23 protein-coding genes and 1 tRNA gene are annotated in these 23,870 nt (G+C 73.1%); 15 read left to right on the top strand and 9 right to left on the bottom strand.

From position 1 onward, the window contains the following. Positions 1-72: 72 nt before the first annotated feature. Positions 73-1,728, top strand: coding sequence for an FAD-binding dehydrogenase (locus tag ACIP5O_RS27875; RefSeq protein WP_401297859.1), 1,656 nt, complete (start codon positions 73-75; stop codon positions 1,726-1,728). A gap of 25 nt (positions 1,729-1,753) precedes the next feature. Here the strand turns inward: ACIP5O_RS27875 and ACIP5O_RS27880 are convergent, their stop codons facing one another. Genes ACIP5O_RS27880 through ACIP5O_RS27890 form a run of 3 tightly spaced genes read right to left on the bottom strand, consistent with a single transcriptional unit; the run spans position 1,754 to position 4,220 of the window. After that, entirely contained in the window at positions 1,754-2,188 is a 435-nt protein-coding gene (locus ACIP5O_RS27880) for an ASCH domain-containing protein (protein WP_401297862.1), read from the bottom strand. 52 nt (positions 2,189-2,240) lie between these two features. After that, a complete protein-coding gene (locus ACIP5O_RS27885) occupies positions 2,241-3,653 on the bottom strand; it encodes a GntP family permease (RefSeq protein ID WP_401297865.1) in 1,413 nt (470 codons plus the stop codon). A 45-nt stretch (positions 3,654-3,698) separates the two neighbouring features. Next, positions 3,699-4,220 (bottom strand): gluconokinase, encoded by a 522-nt coding sequence (locus tag ACIP5O_RS27890; protein ID WP_401297867.1) that lies wholly within the window; start codon positions 4,218-4,220, stop codon positions 3,699-3,701. 201 nt (positions 4,221-4,421) lie between these two features. On the opposite strand from ACIP5O_RS27890, the gene ACIP5O_RS27895 reads away from it, so the two are divergent. The 4 genes from ACIP5O_RS27895 to ACIP5O_RS27910 all read left to right on the top strand — a co-directional run bounded on the left by ACIP5O_RS27895 (position 4,422) and on the right by ACIP5O_RS27910 (position 8,607). Further along, positions 4,422-5,123, top strand: a complete 702-nt coding sequence (locus ACIP5O_RS27895) for a FadR/GntR family transcriptional regulator (RefSeq protein WP_125667177.1) — start codon at positions 4,422-4,424, stop codon at positions 5,121-5,123. Between the two features lie 166 nt (positions 5,124-5,289). Continuing rightward, the gene (locus ACIP5O_RS27900) at positions 5,290-6,762 is read left to right on the top strand and encodes an amino acid permease (RefSeq protein ID WP_401297870.1); all 1,473 of its coding nucleotides are present in this window, start codon (positions 5,290-5,292) and stop codon (positions 6,760-6,762) included. A 130-nt stretch (positions 6,763-6,892) separates the two neighbouring features. Then, entirely contained in the window at positions 6,893-7,978 is a 1,086-nt protein-coding gene (locus ACIP5O_RS27905; RefSeq protein WP_401297873.1) for an S-(hydroxymethyl)mycothiol dehydrogenase, read from the top strand. Further along, positions 7,978-8,607, top strand: a complete 630-nt coding sequence (locus ACIP5O_RS27910) for an MBL fold metallo-hydrolase (RefSeq protein WP_401297876.1) — start codon at positions 7,978-7,980, stop codon at positions 8,605-8,607. The genes ACIP5O_RS27905 and ACIP5O_RS27910 overlap by 1 nt, the downstream gene beginning before the upstream one ends. On the opposite strand, the gene ACIP5O_RS27915 is transcribed toward ACIP5O_RS27910, so the two are convergent. Both ACIP5O_RS27915 and ACIP5O_RS27920 read right to left on the bottom strand, forming a co-directional pair. Then, positions 8,591-9,517: a pseudouridine synthase gene (locus ACIP5O_RS27915; RefSeq protein WP_401297879.1), complete on the bottom strand. Its 927-nt coding sequence runs from the start codon at positions 9,515-9,517 to the stop codon at positions 8,591-8,593. The genes ACIP5O_RS27910 and ACIP5O_RS27915 overlap by 17 nt on opposite strands. Positions 9,518-9,595: 78 nt before the next feature. Continuing rightward, a tRNA-Leu gene (locus ACIP5O_RS27920) sits at positions 9,596-9,683 on the bottom strand. A 217-nt stretch (positions 9,684-9,900) separates the two neighbouring features. On the opposite strand from ACIP5O_RS27920, the gene ACIP5O_RS27925 reads away from it, so the two are divergent. The 3 genes from ACIP5O_RS27925 to ACIP5O_RS27935 all read left to right on the top strand — a co-directional run bounded on the left by ACIP5O_RS27925 (position 9,901) and on the right by ACIP5O_RS27935 (position 12,484). Then, a complete protein-coding gene (locus tag ACIP5O_RS27925; protein ID WP_401297881.1) occupies positions 9,901-11,226 on the top strand; it encodes a M20/M25/M40 family metallo-hydrolase in 1,326 nt (441 codons plus the stop codon). Between the two features lie 182 nt (positions 11,227-11,408). Next, positions 11,409-11,642 carry a chaplin ChpH gene (gene chpH / locus ACIP5O_RS27930; RefSeq protein WP_030213014.1) on the top strand — a complete coding sequence of 78 codons (234 nt, stop codon included), beginning with the start codon at positions 11,409-11,411 and terminating at the stop codon, positions 11,640-11,642. A 140-nt stretch (positions 11,643-11,782) separates the two neighbouring features. Further along, entirely contained in the window at positions 11,783-12,484 is a 702-nt protein-coding gene (locus ACIP5O_RS27935) for a chaplin (RefSeq protein WP_401297884.1), read from the top strand. Between the two features lie 85 nt (positions 12,485-12,569). Here the strand turns inward: ACIP5O_RS27935 and ACIP5O_RS27940 are convergent, their stop codons facing one another. Then, a complete protein-coding gene (locus tag ACIP5O_RS27940; RefSeq protein WP_015032473.1) occupies positions 12,570-12,758 on the bottom strand; it encodes a DUF5703 family protein in 189 nt (62 codons plus the stop codon). A gap of 47 nt (positions 12,759-12,805) precedes the next feature. Here ACIP5O_RS27940 and ACIP5O_RS27945 point away from each other — a divergent pair, with 47 nt between their 5' ends. Beyond that, positions 12,806-13,492 carry a hypothetical protein gene (locus ACIP5O_RS27945; RefSeq protein ID WP_401297887.1) on the top strand — a complete coding sequence of 229 codons (687 nt, stop codon included), beginning with the start codon at positions 12,806-12,808 and terminating at the stop codon, positions 13,490-13,492. A gap of 92 nt (positions 13,493-13,584) precedes the next feature. Here ACIP5O_RS27945 and ACIP5O_RS27950 read toward each other — a convergent pair whose 3' ends face one another. After that, positions 13,585-15,840, bottom strand: a complete 2,256-nt coding sequence (locus ACIP5O_RS27950; protein WP_401297890.1) for a helix-hairpin-helix domain-containing protein — start codon at positions 15,838-15,840, stop codon at positions 13,585-13,587. After that, positions 15,837-16,814, bottom strand: coding sequence for an aldo/keto reductase (locus ACIP5O_RS27955; protein WP_401297892.1), 978 nt, complete (start codon positions 16,812-16,814; stop codon positions 15,837-15,839). Before ACIP5O_RS27955 ends, ACIP5O_RS27950 begins: the two co-directional genes overlap by 4 nt. A 129-nt stretch (positions 16,815-16,943) precedes the next feature. Between ACIP5O_RS27955 and ACIP5O_RS27960 the strand changes: the two genes are divergently transcribed. Beyond that, positions 16,944-17,993: an LLM class F420-dependent oxidoreductase gene (locus ACIP5O_RS27960; protein ID WP_062758847.1), complete on the top strand. Its 1,050-nt coding sequence runs from the start codon at positions 16,944-16,946 to the stop codon at positions 17,991-17,993. A 317-nt stretch (positions 17,994-18,310) separates the two neighbouring features. Beyond that, positions 18,311-19,096 carry a ferritin-like domain-containing protein gene (locus ACIP5O_RS27965; protein WP_401297895.1) on the top strand — a complete coding sequence of 262 codons (786 nt, stop codon included), beginning with the start codon at positions 18,311-18,313 and terminating at the stop codon, positions 19,094-19,096. 36 nt (positions 19,097-19,132) lie between these two features. On the opposite strand, the gene ACIP5O_RS27970 is transcribed toward ACIP5O_RS27965, so the two are convergent. After that, positions 19,133-20,125, bottom strand: a complete 993-nt coding sequence (locus ACIP5O_RS27970; protein WP_401297899.1) for a magnesium and cobalt transport protein CorA — start codon at positions 20,123-20,125, stop codon at positions 19,133-19,135. 123 nt (positions 20,126-20,248) lie between these two features. Between ACIP5O_RS27970 and ACIP5O_RS27975 the strand changes: the two genes are divergently transcribed. The 4 genes from ACIP5O_RS27975 (at position 20,249) to mshC (ending at position 23,830) form a co-directional block, all read left to right on the top strand. Continuing rightward, positions 20,249-20,938 carry a histidine phosphatase family protein gene (locus ACIP5O_RS27975; protein ID WP_125661128.1) on the top strand — a complete coding sequence of 230 codons (690 nt, stop codon included), beginning with the start codon at positions 20,249-20,251 and terminating at the stop codon, positions 20,936-20,938. 66 nt (positions 20,939-21,004) lie between these two features. Next, a complete protein-coding gene (locus ACIP5O_RS27980) occupies positions 21,005-21,595 on the top strand; it encodes a DUF3090 domain-containing protein (protein WP_401297902.1) in 591 nt (196 codons plus the stop codon). Continuing rightward, on the top strand, positions 21,559-22,395 hold the full coding sequence (locus tag ACIP5O_RS27985; protein ID WP_401298258.1) for an SCO1664 family protein: 837 nt from the start codon (positions 21,559-21,561) through the stop codon (positions 22,393-22,395). The genes ACIP5O_RS27980 and ACIP5O_RS27985 overlap by 37 nt, the downstream gene beginning before the upstream one ends. Positions 22,396-22,600: 205 nt before the next feature. Beyond that, positions 22,601-23,830 (top strand): cysteine--1-D-myo-inosityl 2-amino-2-deoxy-alpha-D-glucopyranoside ligase, encoded by a 1,230-nt coding sequence (gene mshC, locus ACIP5O_RS27990; RefSeq protein ID WP_401297904.1) that lies wholly within the window; start codon positions 22,601-22,603, stop codon positions 23,828-23,830. Positions 23,831-23,870: the final 40 nt, after the last annotated feature.

The following is a 23,870-nucleotide window of genomic DNA, read 5'->3' on the forward strand; positions in this document are numbered from 1 at the left end:
AGAAGGGCCCCCAGCCCGGGGAAAGAGCCCGAACGGTTGACTGGATACACCGGTGTATCCAAGATGCGGTCCATGTCCTACGACGCTGACGTGATCGTCATCGGGGCCGGCCTCGCCGGACTCGTCGCCACCGCCGAGCTGGTCGACGCCGGCCGCACCGTGATCCTCCTCGACCAGGAACCCGAACAGTCCCTCGGCGGCCAGGCCCACTGGTCCTTCGGCGGCCTCTTCCTGGTCGACTCGCCCGAACAGCGCCGGATGCGCGTCAAGGACAGCCACGCCCTGGCCCTCCAGGACTGGTACGGCACCGCCGGCTTCGACCGCACCGAGGACCACTGGCCGAGGAAGTGGGCCGAGGCGTACGTCGACTTCGCGGCCGGCGAGAAGCGCGCCTGGCTCCACGCGCGCGGGGTGCGGTTCTTCCCCGTCGTCGGCTGGGCCGAGCGCGGCGGCTACGACGCCACCGGGCACGGCAACTCCGTCCCCCGCTTCCACATCACCTGGGGCACGGGCCCCGGCCTCGTCGCCCCCTTCGAGCGGAAGGTCCGCGAGGGCGTCGCCCGGGGCCTCGTCCGGTTCCGCTTCCGCCACCGCGTCACCGGCCTCGGCCGCACCGCCGGAGCCGTCGACACCGTCACCGGCGAGGTCCTGGAACCCTCCGCCGCCCCGCGCGGCACCGCCAGCGGCCGCGAGGCCACCGGCTCCTTCGAGCTGCGCGCCCAGGCCGTGATCGTCACCTCCGGCGGCATCGGCGGCAACCACGACCTCGTGCGCGCCCAGTGGCCCGCCCGCCTGGGCACCCCGCCCGCCAAGCTGCTCTCCGGCGTCCCCGCGCACGTCGACGGCCTCATGCTCGGCATCGCCGAGAAGGCCGGCGCCAGCCACATCAACCGCGACCGGATGTGGCACTACACCGAGGGCATCGAGAACTGGAACCCCGTCTGGGCCCGCCACGGCATCCGCATCCTGCCCGGCCCGTCCTCCCTCTGGCTCGACGCCACCGGCAAGCGCCTGCCCGTGCCGCTCTTCCCCGGCTTCGACACCCTCGGCACCCTCGAACACATCGTGCGGACCGGGTACGACCACACCTGGTTCGTCCTCGACAAGAAGATCATCGGCAAGGAGTTCGCCCTCTCGGGCTCCGAGCAGAACCCCGACCTGACCGGCAAGTCGGTCCGCGACGTCATCGGCCGCGCGCGGGCGGACGTCCCCGGCCCCGTCCGGGCCTTCATGGACAAGGGTGTCGACTTCGTCGTGGAGGAGGACCTCTCCGCCCTCGTCCGGGGCATGAACGCGCTCACCGACGAGCCGCTGATCGACGAGGCCGCCCTGCGCCGCGAGATCACCGCCCGCGACCGCGCGATCGCCAACCCCTTCACCAAGGACCTCCAGGTCACGGCGATCCGGGGCGCCCGCAAGTACCTGGGCGACAGGCTCATCCGCACGGCGGCCCCGCACCGCATCCTGGACCCCGGCGCGGGCCCGCTGATCGCCGTGCGCCTCAACATCCTCACCCGCAAGTCCCTCGGCGGCCTGGAGACCGACCTCGACTCCCGCGTCCTGACGGAGGGCGGCGAGCCCCTGGAGGGCGTCTACGCGGCGGGCGAGGCGGCCGGCTTCGGCGGCGGAGGCGTCCACGGCTACCGCTCCCTCGAAGGCACCTTCCTCGGCGGCTGCGTCTTCTCGGGCCGCGCGGCGGGGCGGGCGGCGGCGAGGGCGGTGGGCTGAGGACCGGGGCCGACTCCCTCGACCCTCAACCGTCGAGCCGGAGCACCTCCACCACCCGGAACCACTCCACGACCAGCATCGTGTCCCCGTCCACCACGAACTCCGGGTCCCCCAGCGCCTCCCGCATCTCCTCGCCGTGCCAGAAGTCCTCGTGGCCCGCGCGCCACTCCGCGACCGACCGGTGGCCCTCGCCCTCGGCGAGCGCGAGGCGGAGGTCCGCGTCGCGCAGGGGCAGGACCTGGACCTGCGTGATCTCCACGACCGCCACCTCGCGGCCGTCCGAGTCGACGACCGCCGAGCGTTCGCCGACCTCGGGCAGCTCCTCCTTCTCGGCCTCGTACTCCAGGAGGAGCCCCGTCGTGGCGGTCTTCTCGCCGGAGAGGACCGCCGCGACGAGCCGGTCCCGCAGGGGGCCGGGGAAGGCGAGCAGGAAGGGCTTGAGCGCGTGGGGGCCGGTCATGGCCGACAGTCTGTCAGCCGTGACCGGCCCTCACCCTTCGTTTCCGGCGGCGCTACAGCACCAACGACAGCAGCAGCACGAACACGATGCCCACGACCGAGATGATCGTCTCCATCACCGACCAGGTCTTGATCGTCTGGCCGACGTTCATGCCGAAGTACTCCTTCACCAGCCAGAACCCGGCGTCGTTGACGTGGCTGAAGAAGAGCGAACCGGCGCCGATCGCGAGCACGAGCAGCGCCGTCTCGCCCGTCGACATGCCCTCCGCCAGCGGAGCCACGAGCCCCGCCGCCGAGATCGTCGCCACCGTCGCCGAGCCCGTCGCGAGCCGGATCGCGACCGCGATCAGCCAGGCGAGCAGCAGGGCCGGGATGGACCAGCTCTTGGAGAAGTCCAGGATCATCTGCCCGACGCCGATGTCGATCAGGGTCTGCTTGAAGCCGCCGCCCGCGCCGACGATCATCAGGACGCCCGCGATCGGGGCGAGGGACTTCTCGACGGTCGAGGACAGCCGCTCCTTGGTGAAGCCGGCCGCCCGGCCCAGGGTGAAGAGCGCGACTATGACGGCGGCGAGCAGCGCGATCAGCGGCGAGCCGATGACGTCGGTGACCTTCTGGACGCCGTTCTCGGGGTCGTCCACGACGATGTCGACGAGCGCCTTCACCAGCATCAGGACGACCGGGAGCAGCACGGTCGCGACGGTGACGCCGAAGCCGGGACGCTTCTCCAGGTCCTCGGAGGGGCGCGTCGCCCCGTCAAGAGAACCCAGCATGTTCTCGGGGGCCTTGATGTCCACCCAGCGGGCCGCGTACCGGGAGAAGACCGGGCCGGCGATGATCACGGTCGGGATCGCGACGACGAGGCCCAGGGCGAGGGTGACGCCCAGGTTGGCGCCGACGGCGTCGATCGCGACGAGCGGGCCGGGGTGCGGCGGGATGAGCCCGTGCATCACGGAGAGGCCGGCGAGGGCCGGGATGCCGATCCGCATCAGGGAGTAGTTGCCGCGCTTGGCGACGAGCAGCACGACCGGGATCAGCAGCACGATGCCGACCTCGAAGAAGAGCGGCAGGCCGATCACGGAGGCGATGAGCACCATCGCCCAGGGCATGGCCCGGCCGCTCGCCTTCGCCAGGATCGTGTCGACGATCTGGTCGGCGCCGCCGGAGTCCGCGAGCAGCTTGCCGAGGATGGCGCCGAGGGCGATCAGCACGCCCACGCCGGCGACGGTGGCGCCGAGGCCGGTGGTGAAGGACTTGATGGTGTCCGCGAGCGGCGCGCCCGCGAACGCGCCGAGCGCCAGCGACCCGATGGTCAGCGCCAGGAACGCGTGCAGCTTGAACGTGGTGATGAGCAGGACGATGACGGCGATGCCGGCGAGCACGGCGATTCCGAGCTGGGCGTTGCCTGCCGAGGTGATCGGTTCGGCGGCGTCCGCTGCCAGGATCTCGACGCTGAGACTGGTCACGGTGGTGTCCTTCGTACGGGCAGGAGGAAGAGGGGGCGGAGGGGGTCAGGCGGTCCGGCCGCGCAGGGCGGCGACGGCGCGGGCGGTGATCTCCTCGGGGGTGCCGGACACGTCGACGGCGACGCCGGCCTCGTCGTCCTGGAGCGGCTCCAGGGTGGCGAGCTGGGAGTCGAGCAGCGCCGTCGGCATGAAGTGCCCCTTGCGCGCGGCCATCCGGCCCTCGATGAGCTCCCGGTCACCGGTCAGATGCAGGAAGACGACGCCGGGCGCGGCCGCACGCAGCCGGTCCCGGTACGCCCGCTTCAGTGCGGAACTGCTCACCACGCCGCCGAGCCCGGCACGGCCGTGCGCCCACTCCCCGATGGCGTCGAGCCAGGGGCCCCGGTCCTCGTCGTCCAGCGGAACGCCGGCCGACATCTTGGCGACGTTCGCCGCCGGGTGGAAGTCGTCGCCCTCGGCGTAGGGGAGGCCGAGGGCCTCGGCGACCAGCGGACCGATGGTGGTCTTGCCGGTCCCCGAGACGCCCATCACGACGACGACGGGAGGGGCCTGGGGGGTGCTGCTCATGGGGTGCCTCGCTGTCTTCTTCGACATCGATTCCGTTGTCCGTCGCGTTCATGAAACCCATGAGGTACGACGTATTCAAGGGACTGTGACATAAAAGTAGTACTTTTAGTTCCGGATCTTGCTCCGGATCCTGCTCCGGGAGCCGCTCCGGCCCCCGGTCCCGCTGTGTCCACCCCCGCGTACCCGCATAGGCTGGCCCCCATGACGACACAGGCCCAGGGGCTCCACTCCCACGTCCTGGCCACCCTGGGCCTCGCGATCACCGCGGGGGAGTACCCGCCCGGCACCGTGCTGCGCACCGACGAGCTCGCCCGGCGCTTCGACGTCTCCCGGACCGTGGTCCGCGAGGTCGTCCGGGTCCTGGAGTCCATGTACCTCGTCGAGTCCCGCCGCCGCGTCGGCGTGACCGTGCTCCCCGCCGCGAGCTGGAACGTGTACGACCCCCAGGTCATCCGCTGGCGCCTGGCCGGCGCCGACCGCCCCCGCCAGCTCCGCTCGCTCACCGTGCTGCGCTCCGCCGTCGAGCCCGTCGCCGCCGGCCTGGCGGCCCTGAACGCCACCCCCGAGCAGTGCCGCGAGCTCACCGAGCAGGCCCTCGGCATGGTCGCCACCTCGCGCGGCCGGCGCCTGGAGGAGTACCTCGTCCACGACATCGCCTTCCACCGGGTCGTCCTCGACGCCTCCGGCAACGAGATGTTCGCCCGCCTCGGCGACGTCGTCGCGGAGGTCCTCACCGGCCGCACCCACCATCACGTGATGTTCGAGGACCCCGACCCGGCCGCCGTCACCCTCCACGTCCGGGTCGCCGAGGCCGTACGGGAGCGGGACGCGGCCCGCGCCGAGGAGCTGACCCGGCAGATCGCGGTCGGCGCCCTCCAGGAGCTGGACGTCCTCGCGCCGTGAGAACCGGACGCAAGCTCTGAACTAGCTCAAATATGGGCGTTCAGTGACATGCGCCACAGTCAGTTACCGCCCCGTGCCGTGAGGATGTGCGCTGGTCGTACCGGGGAGACCCCCCACCAGGGACGACCGGGTACCGCACAGCCCCCTCACGAAGGCGAACAACTCCATGAGTGACCGCGTCACCGCGGCCGACCCGCTGTCCGCCGCACCGGCGGCGTCCGGCGGGCCCACGGCCGCCACCCCCCACGTCGACGCCGGCGACGCCGGATACCGCAAGGACCTCAAGCCCCGGCACATCAACATGATCGCCATCGGCGGCGCCATCGGCACCGGGCTCTTCCTGGGCGCCGGCGGCCGCATGTCGCAGGCCGGCCCCTCCCTCTTCATCGCCTACGCCGTCTGCGGCGTCTTCGCCTTCTTCGTGGTCCGGGCCCTCGGCGAGCTGGTGCTCTACCGCCCCTCCTCCGGCGCCTTCGTCTCCTACGCGCGCGAGTTCATGGGCGAGAAGGGCGCCTACACGGCCGGCTGGCTCTACTTCCTCAACTGGTCGACCACCGCCGTCGCCGACATCACCGCGGCCGCCACCTACGCCCACTTCTGGTCGATGTTCAGCGACGTCCCGCAGTGGATCCTCGCCCTGATCGCCCTCGCGGTCGTCCTCGCCGCCAACCTCATCTCCGTGAAGTACTTCGGCGAGATGGAGTTCTGGTTCGCGATCGTCAAGGTCGCCGCCCTCGTCGCCTTCATGCTGGTCGGCATCTTCCTCGTCGTGACCTCCCACGAGGTCGGCGGCCACACCCCGGGCCTCGGCAACGTCACCGACAACGGCGGCGTCTTCCCCGAGGGCACGATGCCGATGCTGCTGCTCATCCAGGGCGTCGTCTTCGCCTACGCCTCCGTCGAGCTGTGTGGCGTCGCCGCCGGCGAGACCGAGAGCCCCGAGAAGATCATGCCGAAGGCGATCAACTCGATCATGTGGCGCGTGGGCCTCTTCTACGTCGGCTCCGTCGTCCTGCTCGCCCTCCTCCTGCCGTACACGGCCTACTCCGGCGACCAGAGCCCCTTCGTCACCGTCTTCGACAAGCTGGGCATCCCCGGCGCCGCCGGCGTGATGAACCTCGTCGTCCTCACCGCCGCCCTCTCCAGCCTCAACTCCGGCCTGTACTCCACCGGCCGCATCCTGCGCTCCATGTCGCTCGCCGGCTCCGCGCCCCGCTTCACCGGCGTCATGAACAAGGGCGGCGTCCCCTACGGCGGCATCCTGCTCACCGCGGGCTTCGGCGTCCTCGGCGTCGCCCTCAACTACGTCATGCCCGGCGAGGCCTTCGAACTGGTCCTCAACTTCGCCTCGATCGGCATCATCGGCACCTGGGCCATGATCATGGTCTGCTCGCTGCTGTTCTGGCGCCGGGCGAAGGAGGGCCGGGTCGTCCGCCCCGGCTACAACCTGCCCTGGGCCCCGTACACCCAGATCGTCACCCTCGGCTTCCTCGCCTCCGTCCTCGTCCTCATGTGGATGGACGGCGGCGTCGGCCGCACCACCGTCGCCTGCCTGCCGCTCATCGCGGCCGCGCTCGTCGGCGGCTGGTTCCTGGTCCGCCGCCGGGTCCGCGCGACCGCCGCGGCCCCGCGCGACTGACGGATCCCCACGGACCGACGTACCGTCGAGGGACCCCCGCGGGTACGGCCTGCGGGGGTCTCGCCTTTTGTCGGGAGATAGTGGTACGCAGGAGCCTTGCAAGATCCGTTCGCAGAGAAGGAAGTTCGCGATGCCGCAGCACGTCCAGGGGGTCATCGCCCCCGGCAGGAACGAACCGGTACGGGTCGAGACGATCGTGATCCCCGATCCCGGCCCCGGCGAGGCCGTCGTGAAGATCCAGGCGTGCGGCGTCTGCCACACCGACCTCCACTACAAGCAGGGCGGCATCAACGACGAGTTCCCCTTCCTCCTCGGCCACGAGGCCGCCGGAACCGTCGAGTCGGTCGGCGAGGGCGTCACCGACGTCGCCCCCGGCGACTTCGTGATCCTCAACTGGCGGGCCGTGTGCGGCACCTGTCGCGCCTGTCTGCGCGGCCGCCCCTGGTACTGCTTCGACACCCACAACGCGAAGCAGAGGATGACCCTGCTCGACGGCACGGAGCTCTCCCCGGCCCTCGGCATCGGTGCCTTCGCCGAGAAGACCCTCGTCGCCTCCGGCCAGTGCACCAAGGTCGACCCCGCCGTCGCCCCCGAGGTCGCGGGTCTCCTCGGCTGCGGCGTCATGGCCGGCATCGGCGCCGCGATCAACACCGGCAACGTCGGCCGCGGCGACACCGTCGCCGTCATCGGCTGCGGCGGCGTCGGCGACGCGGCGGTCGTCGGCTCCCGCCTCGCCGGAGCCGCGAAGATCATCGCCGTCGACATCGACGACCGGAAGCTGGAGACGGCGAGGGCGATGGGCGCCACCCACACCGTCAACTCCCGCTCCACCGACCCCGTCGAGGCGATCCGCGAACTCACCGGCGGCTTCGGCGCCGACGTCGTCATCGAGGCCGTCGGCCGCCCGGAGACGTACCAGCAGGCCTTCTACGCCCGCGACCTCGCCGGCACCGTCGTCCTCGTCGGCGTCCCCACCCCCGAGATGAAGCTCGAACTGCCCCTCCTCGACGTCTTCGGCCGCGGCGGCGCGCTCAAGTCCTCCTGGTACGGCGACTGCCTGCCCTCCCGGGACTTCCCGATGCTCGTCGACCTGCACCAGCAGGGCCGCATCGACCTCGCCGCCTTCGTCACCGAGACCATCGGCCTCGGCGAGGTCGAGAAGGCCTTCGCCCGCATGCACGAGGGCGACGTCCTGCGCTCGGTGGTGGTGCTGTGATGACCGCCCGGATCGACCACCTCGTCACCTCCGGCACCTTCAGCCTCGACGGCGGCACCTGGGACGTCGACAACAACGTCTGGATCGTCGGCGACGACACCGAGGCGATCGTCATCGACGCCGCCCACGACGCCGGAGCCGTCCTCGCCGCGCTCGACGGACGCACCCTGCGCGCCATCGTCTGCACCCACGCCCACGACGACCACGTGAACGTGGCCCCGGCGCTCGCGGCCGCCACCGGCGCCCGCATCCTGCTCCACCCCGCCGACCTGCCGCTGTGGAAGCAGACCCACCCCGACCACAGCCCGGACGGCGACCTCGCCGACGGCCAGGTCCTCACCATCGCCGGCACCGACCTCACGGTCCTGCACACCCCGGGCCACGCCCCCGGGGCGGTCAGCCTGTACGCGCCGGAGCTCGGCACGGTCTTCACCGGCGACACCCTCTTCCAGGGCGGTCCCGGCGCCACCGGCCGGTCCTTCTCGGACTTCCCCACGATCGTCGACTCGATCCGGGACAAGCTCCTCACCCTGCCGCCGGAGACGGTGGTGCGCACCGGCCACGGCGACACCACCACCGTCGGCGCCGAGGCCCCCCACCTCCAGGAGTGGATCAGCCGGGGCCACTGAGCCGCAGCCGGCTCTCGAAACGCACCGCACGGCCCGTGAACGGGTCGGTGAACTCCAGCGTCCGCGCCAGCAGCCCCAGCGGACGCCCGAAGTCCTCCGGCCCGTCCGCACGGACCACCGGATAGACCGGATCGTTCAGGATCGGCAGCCCCAGGGCGTTCATGTGCACCCGCAGCTGGTGCGTCCGCCCGGTCACCGGCTCCAGCCGGTACCGGCCGAGCCCGCCCCCGTGCGCCACAAGGCCGATCCGGCTCTCGGCGTTCGGCTCGCCCGGCACCTCCCGGGCGGCCATCACCCCGCGCTCCTTCTCGATCCGGCTCCGCACCGTCACCGGCAGCCCCACCGCCGGGTCGTACGGCGCCACCGCCTCGTACTCCTTGCGCACGGCCCGGTCCCGGAACAGCGTCTGGTACGCCCCCCGGTCCTCCTCCCGCACGACGAACAGCACGAGCCCCGCCGTCAGCCGGTCGAGCCGGTGCGCGGGCTGCAGCCGGGGCAGCCCCAGGTCCCGCCGCAGCCGCGCCGTCGCGGTCTCCACGACGTGCCGCCCCCGGGGCATCGTCGCCAGGAAGTGCGGCTTGTCGGCCACCACGATCCGCTCGTCCCGGTACACGACCCCGACCCCGAACGGCACCGGCGTCTCCGGCGGGAAGTCCCGGTGGAACCAGATCCACCGCCCCACGGCGTACGGCTCGTCCCCGCCGACCGGCCCGTCGGTCCCGACGAACCGCCCCTCCCGCAGCATCTCCTCGACCCGCCCGGCCCCGACGGCCGCCCCGTACCGGTCCACCAAGTGGTCCCGCACGGTCGTCCAGGCACCGTCCGGGTCCTCCGGCAGCCGCACCCGCACGGGATCGATCCCGTCCCGCTGGGGCAGCGGCGAAGCGGGGGCCCTGGTCCTGCGTCTCACCACTCCGCCTCGTGGCCGTCCGTACTCGTGCGCTCATGCGAAAGTCCCGGTCGAGAAGATCTCGACCGGGACTCCGTGTGGTGTCCGAGGGGGGACTTGAACCCCCACGCCCGATAAAGGGCACTAGCACCTCAAGCTAGCGCGTCTGCCATTCCGCCACCCGGACAAGGTGTCTGTCTTCCTGGCCGCTGGGCCCTTCCGACGAGGAAAACCATAGCAAACATTCGAGGTGGTCGATCACCACCCCCGGCGGCCCGGGACGGCCCCCGGCGTGTGACGGCCGCATGACGGTCGGCGGGCGGCCTTGGGTCGCGAGGGGGCCACGCGGGAGGATGGGGGTGACCACCAGCAATCACGTGGGGCACGTAGTGGGAGGAAGCAGAGTGAGCGAGTCGAACACGGCCGGGAGCGTCCGCGGCGAGGACGAGGTAGTCGACCTCTGTCGCGACCTCATCCGCATCGACACCAGCAACTACGGCGACCACTCGGGCCCGGGGGAGCGGGCGGCGGCGGAGTACGTCGCCGAGAAGCTCGCCGAGGTCGGTCTGGACCCGCAGATCATCGAGTCGCACCGGGGGCGGGCCTCCACGGTCGCCCGGATCGAGGGCGAGGACCCGTCGCGGCCCGCCCTGCTGATCCACGGCCACACCGACGTCGTCCCGGCCAACGCCGAGGACTGGACCCACCACCCCTTCTCCGGGGAGATCGCCGACGGCTGCGTCTGGGGCCGCGGCGCCGTCGACATGAAGGACATGGACGCGATGACCCTCGCGGTCGTGCGGGACCGGCTGCGCAGCGGCCGCAAGCCCCCGCGCGACGTCGTCCTCGCCTTCCTCGCCGACGAGGAGGCCGGCGGCACCTACGGCGCCCGGTACCTGGTCGACAAGCACCGGGACCTCTTCGAGGGGGTCACCGAGGCCATCGGCGAGGTCGGCGGCTTCTCCTTCACCGTCAACGAGAACCTGCGGCTCTATCTGGTCGAGACGGCCCAGAAGGGCATGCACTGGATGCGGCTGACCGTCGAGGGCACCGCGGGCCACGGCTCGATGACCAACGACGACAACGCCATCACGGAACTCTGCGAGGCCGTGGGCCGCCTCGGCCGCCACCAGTGGCCGGTGAGGGTCACCAAGACCGTCCGGTCCTTCCTGGACGAGCTCTCGGACGCCCTGGGCACCCCGCTCGACCCCGAGGACATGGACGCCACCCTCGCCAAGCTCGGCGGCATCGCCAAGATGATCGGCGCCACCCTGCGGAACTCGGCGGCCCCGACCATGCTCGGCGCCGGCTACAAGGTGAACGTGATCCCCGGCCAGGCCACGGCGCACGTCGACGGCCGCTTCCTGCCCGGGTACGAGCAGGAGTTCCTGGCCGACCTCGACCGGATCCTCGGACCCCGCGTGCGGCGCGAGGACGTGCACGGCGACAAAGCCCTGGAGACCAGCTTCGACGGCGCCCTGGTGGACGCCATGCAGCTCGCCCTGCGCGCCGAGGACCCGATCGCCCGCGCCGTGCCGTACATGCTCTCCGGCGGCACCGACGCCAAGTCCTTCGACGACCTCGGCATCCGCTGCTTCGGCTTCGCCCCGCTCCGGCTGCCGCCGGAGCTCGACTTCGCCGGCATGTTCCACGGCGTGGACGAGCGGGTCCCGGTCGACGGTCTCAAGTTCGGCGCCCGCGTCCTGGACCGCTTCCTCGACGCCTGCTGAGCGGGGGCGCCCGTCGAGCGGTCCGCCGGGCGGATCCGCCCGGCGCCCGCCCCGGATTCGCCCGTGCGTTTGCGTGTGCCCGAAAAGAGTGAATGACCCCGGAGGCTCGTAGCCCCCACCCCTCCCCCTCGTTACAGATGTGCGGTCCGCGGCTGGGACCGCATTGCCAACTAGGAGGAATAATGATCAAGAAGGTCGTCGCTGCTGCGGCTGCCACCGGCGGTCTGGTTCTCGCGGGCGCCGGCATGGCGGTCGCCGACGCGGGTGCCCAGGGTGCGGCCATCGGTTCCCCCGGTGTCCTCTCGGGCAACGTCGTCCAGGTGCCGGTTCACGTTCCCGTGAACGTGTGCGGCAACACGGTCTCCGTGATCGGCCTGCTGAACCCCGCCTTCGGCAACGCCTGCGTCAACGACTGACGTCGTCCCTCGCCCCATGAGGGTGTGAGCCGGTCCGGCCCCGGAGTGCGTGCCATGCACTCCGGGGCCGGTGGCCATTTCCGCCCCGGGCTCTTTGCCCGGTGGCACTCTTTCGAAGCCGAGCAGGCAGGGAACAAGCTATGCGACAGGTCACGCGCAAGGGCCTCATCACCGTTGCGGCCGCCGGCGGCGTCTTCGCCGCGATCGGCGGCGGCTATGCGCACGCCGACTCCGGCGCGAACGGTGCGGCCACGAACTCCCCGGGCGTCGCGTCCGGGAACTCCGTCCAGGTCCCGGTGCACGTGCCGGTGAACGCCTGCGGGAACACCGTCAACGTCGTCGGGCTGCTGAACCCGGCGATGGGCAACAAGTGCGCCAACACCTCCCACTCGGGGAAGCCGGGCAAACCCGGCGGCGGCTCCTCCGCCGACGGCCACACGGGCGGCTCGCCCGGCGTGGGCTCCGGCAACAACGTCCAGGTGCCGGTCGACGTGCCGGTGAACGTGTGCGGCAACAGCGTCTCGGTCATCGGGCTCCTCAACCCGGCCGCCGGCAACGACTGCGCCAACGAAGCCGAGCCCACGCGGCCGGGCAACCCGGAGAACCCCGGCAACCCGGGCAACCCCGGGAATCCGGGCACTCCCGAGAACCCCGGCACCCCGGGCACCCCCCAGACCGACGACGGGTCGAACACCCCCGGGGCGCAGACCGTGACGCCGCCGCGGGCCGTCGAGGAGCTCGCCGAGACCGGCGCCGCGCCGCTCGGCGTGATCGTCCCCGCCGGAGCCGGACTGCTGCTCGCCGGTTCGCTGATCTACCGCCGGTCCCGCCGCGCCGCCTGAGACGGCCGCACGGCCCGGCCCGTGTGACGCGCACCACGCACGGGGGCCCCGCACACCGCGGGGCCCCTTCTCGTGGTCCTTCCGACTACCAGGTCGCCCTGACCTGGCGGATGATCCGTCGCTTCAGCCGCACTCTGCGGCTCCCGTCCCGGTGCAGACTCAGACGGTCCAACTCCCAGTGTCCGTACTCGGCATGGTCGGTCAGCAGCCGCGTCGCCTCCTTGCGGGAGACACCGCGCGGCACGTACACGTCGACAAATTCGTATTCCGGCATCGCATCTATTGTGCGGGCACGGCCCCGGTACGGATAGCGTCTGTCCCATGTCTGATGCTGCGCAGCCCACCGCTGCCGAGGTACGTGCCGCCGCCGAGGCGGTCAAAGCCGCACTGGACCGTCACCTCGCGGCGGTCGAACGCCGCACGGGGGACGACGACCCGGCCGTCTACGAGGCCTTCAACGCCCTGGCCTCGGCGGCCGAGACCTACGACGAACTCCTCTACGACCACTACGACGAGGTCACCCCCTTCGAGATCCCCGGCGCGGACGGCTCCCTGCCGCCGTACACCGGACCCGACGAACCCCACGCCCTCAGCCTCCTGATCCGCCGCGACTACGCCGTGGCGGAGCCCCGGCGCCTGCTCGCCCAGGCCCGCCGCGTCGCCGAGACCGGCGGCGAGGACGTCACCGGGGCGGCCGCCAAGGCCGGCGTCTCGCCCCTCGCCGCGCTCGGCGTGCTCTTCGGCGAGTACGAGCCGGACGAGATCGCCTCCCGGCACAAGGACTTCGGCCTGGAGGAGGGCGACTCCACGCTCTGGGTCGTCGCGGCCGACGAACTCCCGGAACCGGGGGAGTGGCTCAACGCCCCCTTCGACCACGCCGATCCCGAGCGGATCGTCTGCCGCTTCGACGTCAGCTCCGTCTTCGACGAGGAGGACGAAGCCGACGCCGACGACGACGGTGAGGGCGACGGCACCGGCGGCGGTGCGGCCTGGAGGGCCCGCGCCTGACCCCGCGCCCGGACACCGGGCCGGCGCGGAGACGCGGGAGGGCCGGGACACCGTACGAGGTGTCCCGGCCCTCCCGTCGTTCCCGCGCGGCCCTACTCCCCGGGAGCGGCGAGCAGCGCCTCCAGGAGCGGCCGCAGCCGCGTCGTGCGCTCCGGGGCCACTCCCTCGGCCACCGCGCGGGCCAGCGCCTGGTCCACGCCGTGCACGACCGACAGATGGCGCTCCGCCCGGCCGAAGGCCGTGTAGACCCACGCCCGGCTCAGGCCCCCCGCCGCGTCCCCGGGCAGCACCGCGACCACCGCGGGCCACCGCGTCCCGGCCGCCTGGTGCGCGGTGAGCGCCCAGCCGTGCCGCAGCGCCGACTCCACCCGCTCCTTCGGTACGAGGACCTCGTCGTCCCCGCACCGCAGCCGCAGGCCCTCGGCGTCGGCCGACAGGACCGTGCCGGTGACCGTCCGCCCCAGGACCGGCGCGTACGCCACCCGGTCGCCGGGGTCGTAGCCGCCGAACCGGCCGGGGCCGGGGTTGAGCCGCTGCTTGAGGGCGGCGTTCAGCGCGCGCGTGCCGGCCGAACCGCCGTGGCCGACCGTGACGACCTGCGTCCGCTCCGGCGGCACCCCGATCGCCCGGGGCACCGAGTCGGCCACCAGCTGGACGGTGCGGTGCACGGCCTCGCCCGCGTCCCGCACCGGGACGATCACGACCTCCTTGCCGGGGGCCTCGACCTGGTTCAGTTCGCCGACGCCGATGCCCGACACCAGCTCGCCGAGCGGCCCCGGGTCGGGGACGCGCGAGGCGATCCGGGGACACACCCGGGCCGCGAGTACGTCGGCGAAGACCCGGCCCGCGCCCGGCGCCCCGAGGACCTCCGGGTCGCCGCTCAGGACCAGGCGGCAGCCGTCCGGCAGCGACTCCACGAGCGTCGCGGCCGTCTCCACGTCCAGCTGCGGCGCGTCGAGCACCACCAGGAGGTCCAGGGCGAGGGCCCCGTCCTCGTCCCGGCCCGGTCCGGCCGCCCCGGACAGCAGGGCGGCGACCGTCACGGCCTCCGTCCCCGCAGCGCCGAGCGCGCGCCGCCCGCCGTCGGAGTGGACCGCGACCAAGGCGCGAAGGTCCCGCTCGCGCGCCGCCGCCGCGAGCGCCACCGGCTCGGCGCGGGCGGCCTCGCCGCCGGTGTGCAGGACGAGACCGTGCGCACCGGCGGCGCGCTCCAGCTCGGAGCCCTCCCAGGCGTCGGCCGTCGCCGTCCTGACCAGACGGGCGAGGCCCTCCGCGAGGCTCTCCTCCGCGAGCGCGTAGCGGTCGAGGCCGAGCAGCGCGGGCGGCTCCTCGCCGCTCTCCCCGCTCTCGTCCGCGCCCCCGCCGGGCTCCTCCGCCTCCCCTTCCGTCTCCTCCGGGGCCTCCCGCTCCTCCTGGAAGAGGTGGACCGCCCCCTCGGAGACCGCCGTGTCGACCGCCTCCTCGGGGTCGGGCACGGAGTGCGCGGCGAGCCCGGCGCGCACGGTCCCGGCCTCCTGGGCGGTGTGCCCCTGGAGCGCGGCCCGCTCCAGGAGCCACACGGTGAGGGCGGTCGTCCGGCGCGGGTCGCCGGGGCCGCAGTCGGGCCCGAGCAGCGCCCGCGCGAAGCCGTCGGCCTGCTCCGGGCGCACCCCCGCCACCGCGAGGAGCTGCCAGGGGTCGTCGAGCAGCACCCCGGCCGCGCCCTCGCCGAGCGCGGCGGCCACCGGCCCGGCCAGCGCCTCCGGGGCACCGCCCCGGGCCAGGACCTCGCGGACGGCGGCCGTGGTGGCGGGTGCCGGGCCGGTCGTCCGCTCCGGTGCGGGGGGCCGGGGGGCCGCCGCCGGGGCCGGCTCGGGGGCGGAGGGCCGGGGCGCCGGCTCGGCCGCCTCGTAGAAGGAAGTGCCCTTGGCCGCGCCGCCCTCCACGGCCCGGACCGCCGCCAGGAGGTCCGCCGCGGTCCCGCTCAGCTTGGTGCCGGCCGCGACCGGGCCGCCCTTCTCGGCCTTCCGCGCCTCGATCCTCGCCCGCAGCTCCCGCTGCGCTGCCAGCTCGGCCTGCGCCTCGCTCAACCCGGGCGCGTCGGAGCCCCCGGCGTCGCCGGCGCCCTCGGCCGGCTTCTCGGAGGCCTCTCCAGCCCCCTCGGCGGCATCGGACTCCCCGGCGGCGTCGGGCTGCTCCCCGGTGGCGTCGGGCTCCCCGGCGGCGTCGGGCTGCTCCCCGGTGGCGTCGGGCTCCCCGGTGGCGTCGGGCTGCTCCCCGGCGGCCGTCCCGGCCCCCTCCCGTACGTCCTCGGCGGGCTCCACGTCCTCGGGTGCCTCGGGCGCGGTCTCCCCGGAAGGCTCGGTCACAAGGTGCTCCAGTCGTGATCCGGATAGCGGTGCACGGGCGCCGACACGTCGTCCAGCGCCCGGCAGATCTCGTCAGGAAGACTAAGGGTCTCCACCGACAACGCGGCCGTGAGCTGGCGCGTCGTGCGCGCGCCGACGATCGGGGCGGTCACCCCGGGCCGGTCGCGGACCCAGGCGAGCGCCACGTGGAGCGGGGTCGTCGCGAGGCCGTCGGCCGCCGTCGTCACCGCGTCCACGATCCGGCTCGCGGCGTCGTCCAGGTACGGCTCCACGAAGGGCGCCATCCTCTCCGAGGCGCCCCGCGAGTCCGCCGGCGTCCCGCTCCGGTACTTCCCGGTCAGGACGCCGCGCCCCAGCGGCGAGGAGGGCAGCAGGCCTATCCCGAGGTCCATGGCGGCCGGCAGCACCTCGCGCTCCACGCCCCGCTGGAGCAGCGAGTACTCCAGCTGCGCGCCCGCCAGCCGGGTCCGGTCCCCGCCGAGCTGCCAGGTGCCCGCCTTGGCGAGCTGCCAGCCGCAGAAGTTCGCCACGCCCGCGTACCGGGCCCGCCCGCTGCGCACGGCGATGTCGAGCGCTTGGAGGGACTCCTCCAGGGGCGTGTGCGGGTCGAAGGCGTGCAGCTGCCACAGGTCCACGTGGTCCGTGCCGAGCCGGGCGAGGGAGGCGTCGAGCGCGGCGAGCAGGTGTCCGCGCGAGCCGTCCGTGCGCCGGTCGGGGTCGGGGACGCTGCCCGCCTTGGTCGACAGGACGAGGTCCTGCCGGGGCACGAGCCGCTCCATGAGGCGCCCGAGCAGGTACTCCGCCTCGCCCCCGCCGTACACGTCGGCGGTGTCCACGAGCGTGCCGCCGGCGTCCCAGAACGCCTTCAGCTGCTCGGCGGCGTCGTGCTCGTCGGTGTCCCGGCCCCAGGTGAGGGTGCCGAGTCCGATGCGCGACACACGCAGGCCCGTACGTCCGAGATGCCTCTGCTCCATGGCCGCGAGATTACTGGCCGGGGCACCACGCGGAGAGAGCCTGTGGACGACCACGTCCTGTCGGCGGCGCCGACCGCGCGCTAGAGTCCGGCCCACAGAGACGTTACCGATGGGTAAGGGGTGCGTGGAATGCGGCTCGGCATCAACCTCGGCTACTGGGGCGCCGGTATGGACGGCGACAACCTCGCCGTCGCGCAGGAGGCGGACCGCCTCGGGTACGACGTCTGCTGGGCCGCCGAGGCCTACGGCTCGGACGCGCCCACCGTCCTCGCCTGGGTCGCGGCGAAGACCGAGCGGATCGACGTCGGCTCCGCGATCATGCAGATCCCGGCCCGGCAGCCCGCCATGACGGCGATGACCGCCGCCACCCTCGACTCGCTCAGCGGCGGCCGCTTCCGCCTCGGCCTCGGCGTCTCCGGACCCCAGGTCTCCGAGGGCTGGTACGGCGTGAAGTTCGACAAGCCGCTGGCCCGGACCCGCGAGTACGTCGAGATCGTCCGCAGGGCCATGACCCGCGAGCGGCTGAGCTACGACGGCGAGCACTGGACCCTGCCGCTCCCGGACGGCCCCGGCAAGCCCCTCAAGCTCACCGTGCACCCGCAGCGCGAGCACATCCCGCTCTACATCGCCGCGATCGGCCCCAAGAACCTGGAGCAGACCGGCGAGATCGCCGACGGCGCCCTGCTGATCTTCCCCTCCGCCGACCACCTGGAGGACACGGCCCTGCGGCACATCCGCGCGGGCCGCGAGAAGGCCGGCCTGACCATGGACGGCTTCGACGTCTGCCCCACCGTGCCGCTCGCCCTCGGCGACGACGTCGACGCGCTCGCCGACGTGTTCCGGCCGTACACCGCCCTCTACGTCGGCGGCATGGGCAGCCGCAAGCAGAACTTCTACAACCAGCTCGCGCGGCGCATGGGGTACGAGAAGGAGGCCGCCGAGGTCCAGGACAAGTACCTGGCCGGCGACAAGACGGGGGCCGCGGCCGCCGTGCCGCACTCGCTGATCGACCGCACCACCCTGCTCGGCTCCGTCGAGCGGATCGCCGACCGGATGGCGGCCTACGCCGCCGCCGGGGTCACCACCCTCACCGTCGCCCCGGCCGGCTTCACCCTCGACGAGCGGGTGGCGGCCCTGCGGGCGGGCGTCGAGGCGCTGGAGCGGGCCGGCCTCGCGTGACGCACCGCCGGATCCGCGCGTGACGCGCCGACGCCCCTGTGCGTGACGCGCCGACGGCTCCGTACGCATGTCCCGTACGGAGCCGTCGGCGAGGCCTGCGGCCGTGGTGGGGGCTCGGGGGTCTTCCCCGCCACGGCCGTCACGCAGCACAACGGCTCCGGCGGGCCCCTGGTTACGCCCTCGGGGCTCACTCTTTCGGCCGAGCCCTTCCCGCCCCCGTGTTGCCCGCCTTTCCGGACCGGACTTGACTCGTTCTTCCCGGACGCGGTGCTCCCCGGACGTACCGGAGTGCGAACGTCCGCACGGAGGTGGCGGCGATGCTCACGGCCAAGGGCCTGTTCCAGGAAATCATCGACGACGACGAGTCCTTCCGGCTCTTCTGCTCCATCGCGGCGAGCGGCGAGGCCCAGGGCGGCTGGGAGAACGCCCGGATCGCGGCCCTCGTCGCCCCCGGGATGCGCGACCTCGCACCCAAGATCACCCGGCACGGCGCCGACGAGGACAAGCACGGCCGGATCTTCAACGCGTTGATGAAGAAGCGCGGTCTCGAACCCGTCCCGGTGCCCCCCGACACCGATTACACGATGCTGCTCGAACAGCGCGGCATCGGCCTCGCGCACGACAAGCTCCGCCGCGACGAGCCGCTGACCGAGCGGGACATCATCGTCTACCTCGCCCACAGCCGGGTCACCGAGCAGCGGGCCGCCGACCAGATGGACATGCTCGTCACGTACTTCGGGGACCACCCCGAGCTCGGCAGGGCCATCCACATGATCGACAACGACGAGGCCAACCACCTCGCCTACTGCCACGAGGAGCTGCTCCGGCTCGCCCGCCAGGGCCACGGCCGGCTGATCCAGCGGACCCTGCGCGAGTCCGCCCTGGTCGAGATCCAGGTCTACCGCGACGTCAGCCTCGCCGTGATGCGCCACATGGGCCGCATCCTGAAGTGGCCCGGGCCCAAGGCACTCGCCCTCGCCGCCGGCATCCACGGCATGTACGCGTACGAGCGCGCCGCCGGATGGCACAAGATGATCGACCTCAGGATGCCCGAACGGCGCGACGCCCTCGGCGGCCCGGCGACCCCCGCCCCCGCCTTCTGAGCCCGCCGGGGCGGGCCCGGCGCGGCGGGAGCGGTCCTACATCCAGCCGCGCCGCTTGAACATCCGGTACAGGACGACGACGATCCCCGTCATCACGAGGATCACCGCCGGGTACCCCATCCCCCAGCTCAGCTCCGGCATGTGCTCGAAGTTCATGCCGTAGATCCCCGCGACCATGGTGGGGACCGCCGCCATGGCCGCCCACGCCGAGATCTTCCGCATGTCGTCGTTCTGCCGCACCCCCATCTGCGCCAGATGGGCCGAGAGCACGTCGGACAGGAGCCGGTCCAGGCCCTCCACCTGGTCGTTGGAGCGCAGCAGGTGGTCGTTGACGTCCCGGAAGAACGGCTGGGAGTGCTCCTCCACGAACGGCACCGAGCCGGTCGTCAGACGGGCCATCGGACCGGCCAGCGGACCGCTGGCGCGCCGGAACTCCAGGACCTGCCGCTTCGCCGTGTAGATCCGCGCCGCCGTGTTGGAGGCCGCCTCCCCGCTGGGCGCGAAGACGTCCGCCTCCAGCTCCTCCAGGTCCACCTGGAGCTCGCCCGCGACCTCCAGGTAGTGGTCCACGATCGCGTCGCTCACCGCGTACAGGACCGCCGTCGGGCCGTGCTTCAGCACCTCCGGATCGGCCTCCAGGCGCCGGCGCACCTGCGCCAGCGGGGCCCCCTCGCCGTGCCGGACCGTGACCACGAACGAGTCGCCCACGAACACCATCAGCTCGCCCGAGGAGACCCGGTCGCTCTCCGGCTCGTACACGACCGGCTTGAGCACCACGAAGAGCGAGTCGTCGTAGACCTCCAGCTTGGGCCGCTGGTGGGCCTTCAGGGCGTCCTCGACGGCCAGGGGGTGCAGCGCGAACTCCGAGGCGACGTGGTCGAACTCCGCCTCGGTGGGTTCGTGCAGGCCCACCCACAGGAACGCGTCGCCCTTCGACCGCGCCGCCTCCAGGGCGTCCGAGAGGTCGGCGGGGCCGTCCGTACGGCGCCCGTCCCGGTAGATGGCAGAGTCCACGATCACGGGGCGCATTCTCCCCCGAACGGCTCCCGCCATGCACGCGTGCGACGCGTGGACCTCCGGCGTTCCCCACGCGTGCGCGTACGGCGGCCGACGGGGACGGGCCCGCTCCGGGCACCGCCTAGGCTGGCCGCCATGGCCACGCTGATCCTCGTCCGGCACGGACGCTCCACCGCCAACACCTCCGGGGTCCTCGCCGGGCGCACGCCCGGGATCGCGCTCGACGAGCGCGGGGCCGCGCAGGCCGCCGCCCTGCCCGGGCGCCTCGCGGACGTCCCGCTCGCCGCCGCCGTCTCCAGCCCCCTCCAGCGCTGCCGGGAGACCCTGCGGCCCCTCCTCGACGCCCGCCCGGACCTCCCGTTCCACGTCGAGGAGCGGATCAACGAGTGCGACTACGGCGACTGGTCGGGCCGCAAGCTCGCCGAGCTCAACGACGAGCCCCTGATGGAGGTCGTCCAGGCGCACGCCTCCGCCGCCGCCTTCCCCGGCGGCGAGTCCATGCGCGCGATGCAGAACCGGGCCGTCGAGGCCGTACGGGACTGGAACGCGCGGATCGAGGCCGAGCACGGCGAGGACGCCTGCTACGTCATGTGCTCGCACGGCGACATCGTCAAGTCGCTCGTGGCGGACGCCCTCGGCCTCCACCTGGACCTCTTCCAGCGCGTCCACGTCGATCCCTGCTCGGTCACCGTCATCCGCTACACGCGCCTGCGTCCCTTCCTCCTCCGGCTCGGCGACACGGGGGACTTCGCCGGATTCGCCCCCCGCGAGCGCCCCGGGGACGGCGGGGCGGCCGAGGTCGGTGGCGGCGCGGGCGCACCGTGATCCCTTCGCGCAGTAGGGTGGACGCGCCGCTGTAGTACGACCGTCGAGACGCAAGGAGCCGGGAACGTGTCCCGTCAGGTGTTCCTCTACGACCCACCGGAGCGTTTCGTGGCCGGTACGGTCGGGCTGCCTGGCCGCCGTACGTTCTTCCTCCAGGCGTCCGCCGGCGGCCGGGTCACCAGCGTCGCCCTGGAGAAGATGCAGGTCGCCGCCCTCGCCGAGCGCATCGACGAACTCCTCGACGAGGTCGTGCGGCGCACCGGCGGCAACGCGCCCGTGCCCGCCGTCGCCCCCGTCGAGATCGCGGACACCGCCCCCCTCGACGCGCCCGTCGAGGAGGAGTTCCGGGTCGGCACCATGGCGCTCGCCTGGGACGGCGAGGAACAGCGCATGATCGTCGAGGCGCAGGCCCTCGTGGAGCTCGACGCGGACTCCGAGGAGGACCTCGCCGAGGCCGAGGAGCGGCTGCTCCAGGACGAGGAGAACGGCCCGCCGATGCTCCGGGTCCGCCTCACCGGCGTCCAGGCCCGGGCCTTCGCCAAGCGGGCCCTGGACGTCGTCAACGCCGGCCGCCCGCCGTGCCCGCTGTGCAGCCTGCCGCTCGACCCCGAGGGGCACGTCTGCCCCCGCCAGAACGGATACCGCCGCGGAGCATGAGCAGCCCCCAGACCCTGCCGGGCGCGGACCTGCTCGCCCGCGGTGAGCTGACCGTGCGCGGCCGGATCCGCGAGGCCTCCAACGCCGTCCTGTACTGCTCCGTCGCGTACGAGGGCCGGGAGGCGGCCTGCGTCTACAAGCCGGTCGCGGGGGAGCGGCCCCTGTGGGACTTCCCCGACGGAAACCTCGCCCGGCGCGAGGTCGCCGCGTACGAGGTCTCCGAGGCCACCGGCTGGAGTCTGGTCCCGCCGACGGTGCTCCGCGACGGCCCGTACGGCGAGGGCATGGTCCAGCTGTGGATCGAGGCCGACCCCGGGGCGCGGCTCCTGGCCCTCACCGAGGACGAGGAGCCGGGGGAGGGCTGGAAGGCCGTCGGGGAGGCCGAGGTCGGCGAGGGCCGCACCGCCCTCCTCGTCCACGCCGACACCCCCGAACTGCGGCGGCTCGCCGTCCTGGACGCCGTGATCAACAACGGCGACCGCAAGGGCGGGCACCTGCTGCCGGCCCCCGGCGGACACCTGTACGGCATCGACCACGGGGTCACCTTCCACGTCGAGGACAAGCTGCGCACCCTGCTGTGGGGATGGGCGGGCGAGGAACTGCCCGCCGAGGCGGTCGAGGTCCTCGACCGTCTCGGCCCGGCCCTGGCGCCCGGAGCGCCGCTCGCCACCCGACTGGCCGAACTGCTCACCGGCGCCGAAGTGGCGGCGATACGCGCCCGCGTGGCGGCCCTGCGGGCGGGCGGACGGCACCCGGAGCCCTCGGGACAGTGGCCCGCCCTCCCCTGGCCGCCCGTCTGAGAACCGCCGTCCCGAGCTGCGTTCCGGGGCCCGTGCGGCTCACCCGCCCCAGGGGTCCGAGCGAAAGGTTTCGGCCAAGCCGGGCCGACCGGAGAAGCGCCCTCCGGGGGGAGGCACGCGCGCATTCGCCCCGCAAGACCGCCTAATCGGTCAAGATCCCGGATCCGGTTCGTATCCGGAACACCTGTCCGGTTACGCTCGGGTCATGCATGCCTGGCCCGCTTCTGAGGTCCCCGCCCTTCCCGGCAAGGGCCGCGACCTCCGGATCCACGACACCGCGACCGGCGGACGAGTCACCCTCGTCCCCGGTCCCGTCGCCCGCATCTACGTCTGCGGCATCACCCCGTACGACGCGACCCACATGGGTCACGCGGCGACCTACAACGCGTTCGACCTCGTGCAGCGCGTGTGGCTCGACACCAAGCGGCAGGTGCACTACGTCCAGAACGTGACGGACGTGGACGACCCCCTCCTGGAGCGCGCCATCCGCGACGGCGTCGACTGGGTCGGCCTCGCCGAGCGCGAGACCGCCCTCTTCCGCGAGGACATGACCGCCCTGCGGATGCTGCCCCCGCGGCACTACATCGGCGCGGTCGAGGCCATACCGGGCATCGTCCCGCTCGTCGAGCGCCTGCGGGACGCCGGCGCCGCCTACGAGCTCGACGGCGACGTCTACTTCTCCGTCGACGCCGAGCCGCACTTCGGCCAGGTCTCGCACTACGACACCGAGCTGATGCGCCACCTCTCCGCCGAGCGCGGCGGCGACCCCGAGCGCCCCGGCAAGAAGAACCCGCTCGACCCGATGCTCTGGATGGCCGCCCGCGAGGGCGAGCCGAGCTGGGACGGCGGCAGCCTCGGCGCGGGCCGCCCCGGCTGGCACATCGAGTGCGTCGCCATCGCCCTCGACCACCTCGGCATGGGCTTCGACGTGCAGGGCGGCGGCTCCGACCTGATCTTCCCGCACCACGAGATGGGCGCCTCGCACGCCCAGGCCCTCACCGGCGAGTTCCCGATGGCCAAGGCGTACGTCCACGCCGGCATGGTCGCCCTCGACGGCGAGAAGATGTCCAAGTCCAAGGGCAACCTGGTCTTCGTCTCGAAGCTGCGCCGCGACGGCGTCGACCCGGCCGCGATCCGGCTCGCGCTCCTCTCCCACCACTACCGCGCCGACTGGGAGTGGACCGACGGGATCCTCCAGGACGCGGTGGAGCGGCTCGGACGCTGGCGCGCCGCGGTCTCCCGCCCCGACGGGCTGCCCGCCGACGCCCTCGTCGAGGAGATCCGCGAGGCCCTCGCCGACGACCTCGACACGCCGGCCGCGCTCGCCGCGGTCGACCGCTGGGCCGAGCGCCAGACGGCCGGGGGCGGCACCGACGAATCCGCTCCCGGACTCGTCTCCCGCGCCGTCGACGCGCTCCTGGGCGTCGCCCTGTAGGGACGCCACCGCACAACTCCCTTCCGGCCAACCGCCCCCG

It is taken from the genome of Streptomyces sp. NPDC088915, from assembly GCF_044749825.1.
GTDB lineage: Bacteria > Actinomycetota > Actinomycetes > Streptomycetales > Streptomycetaceae > Streptomyces.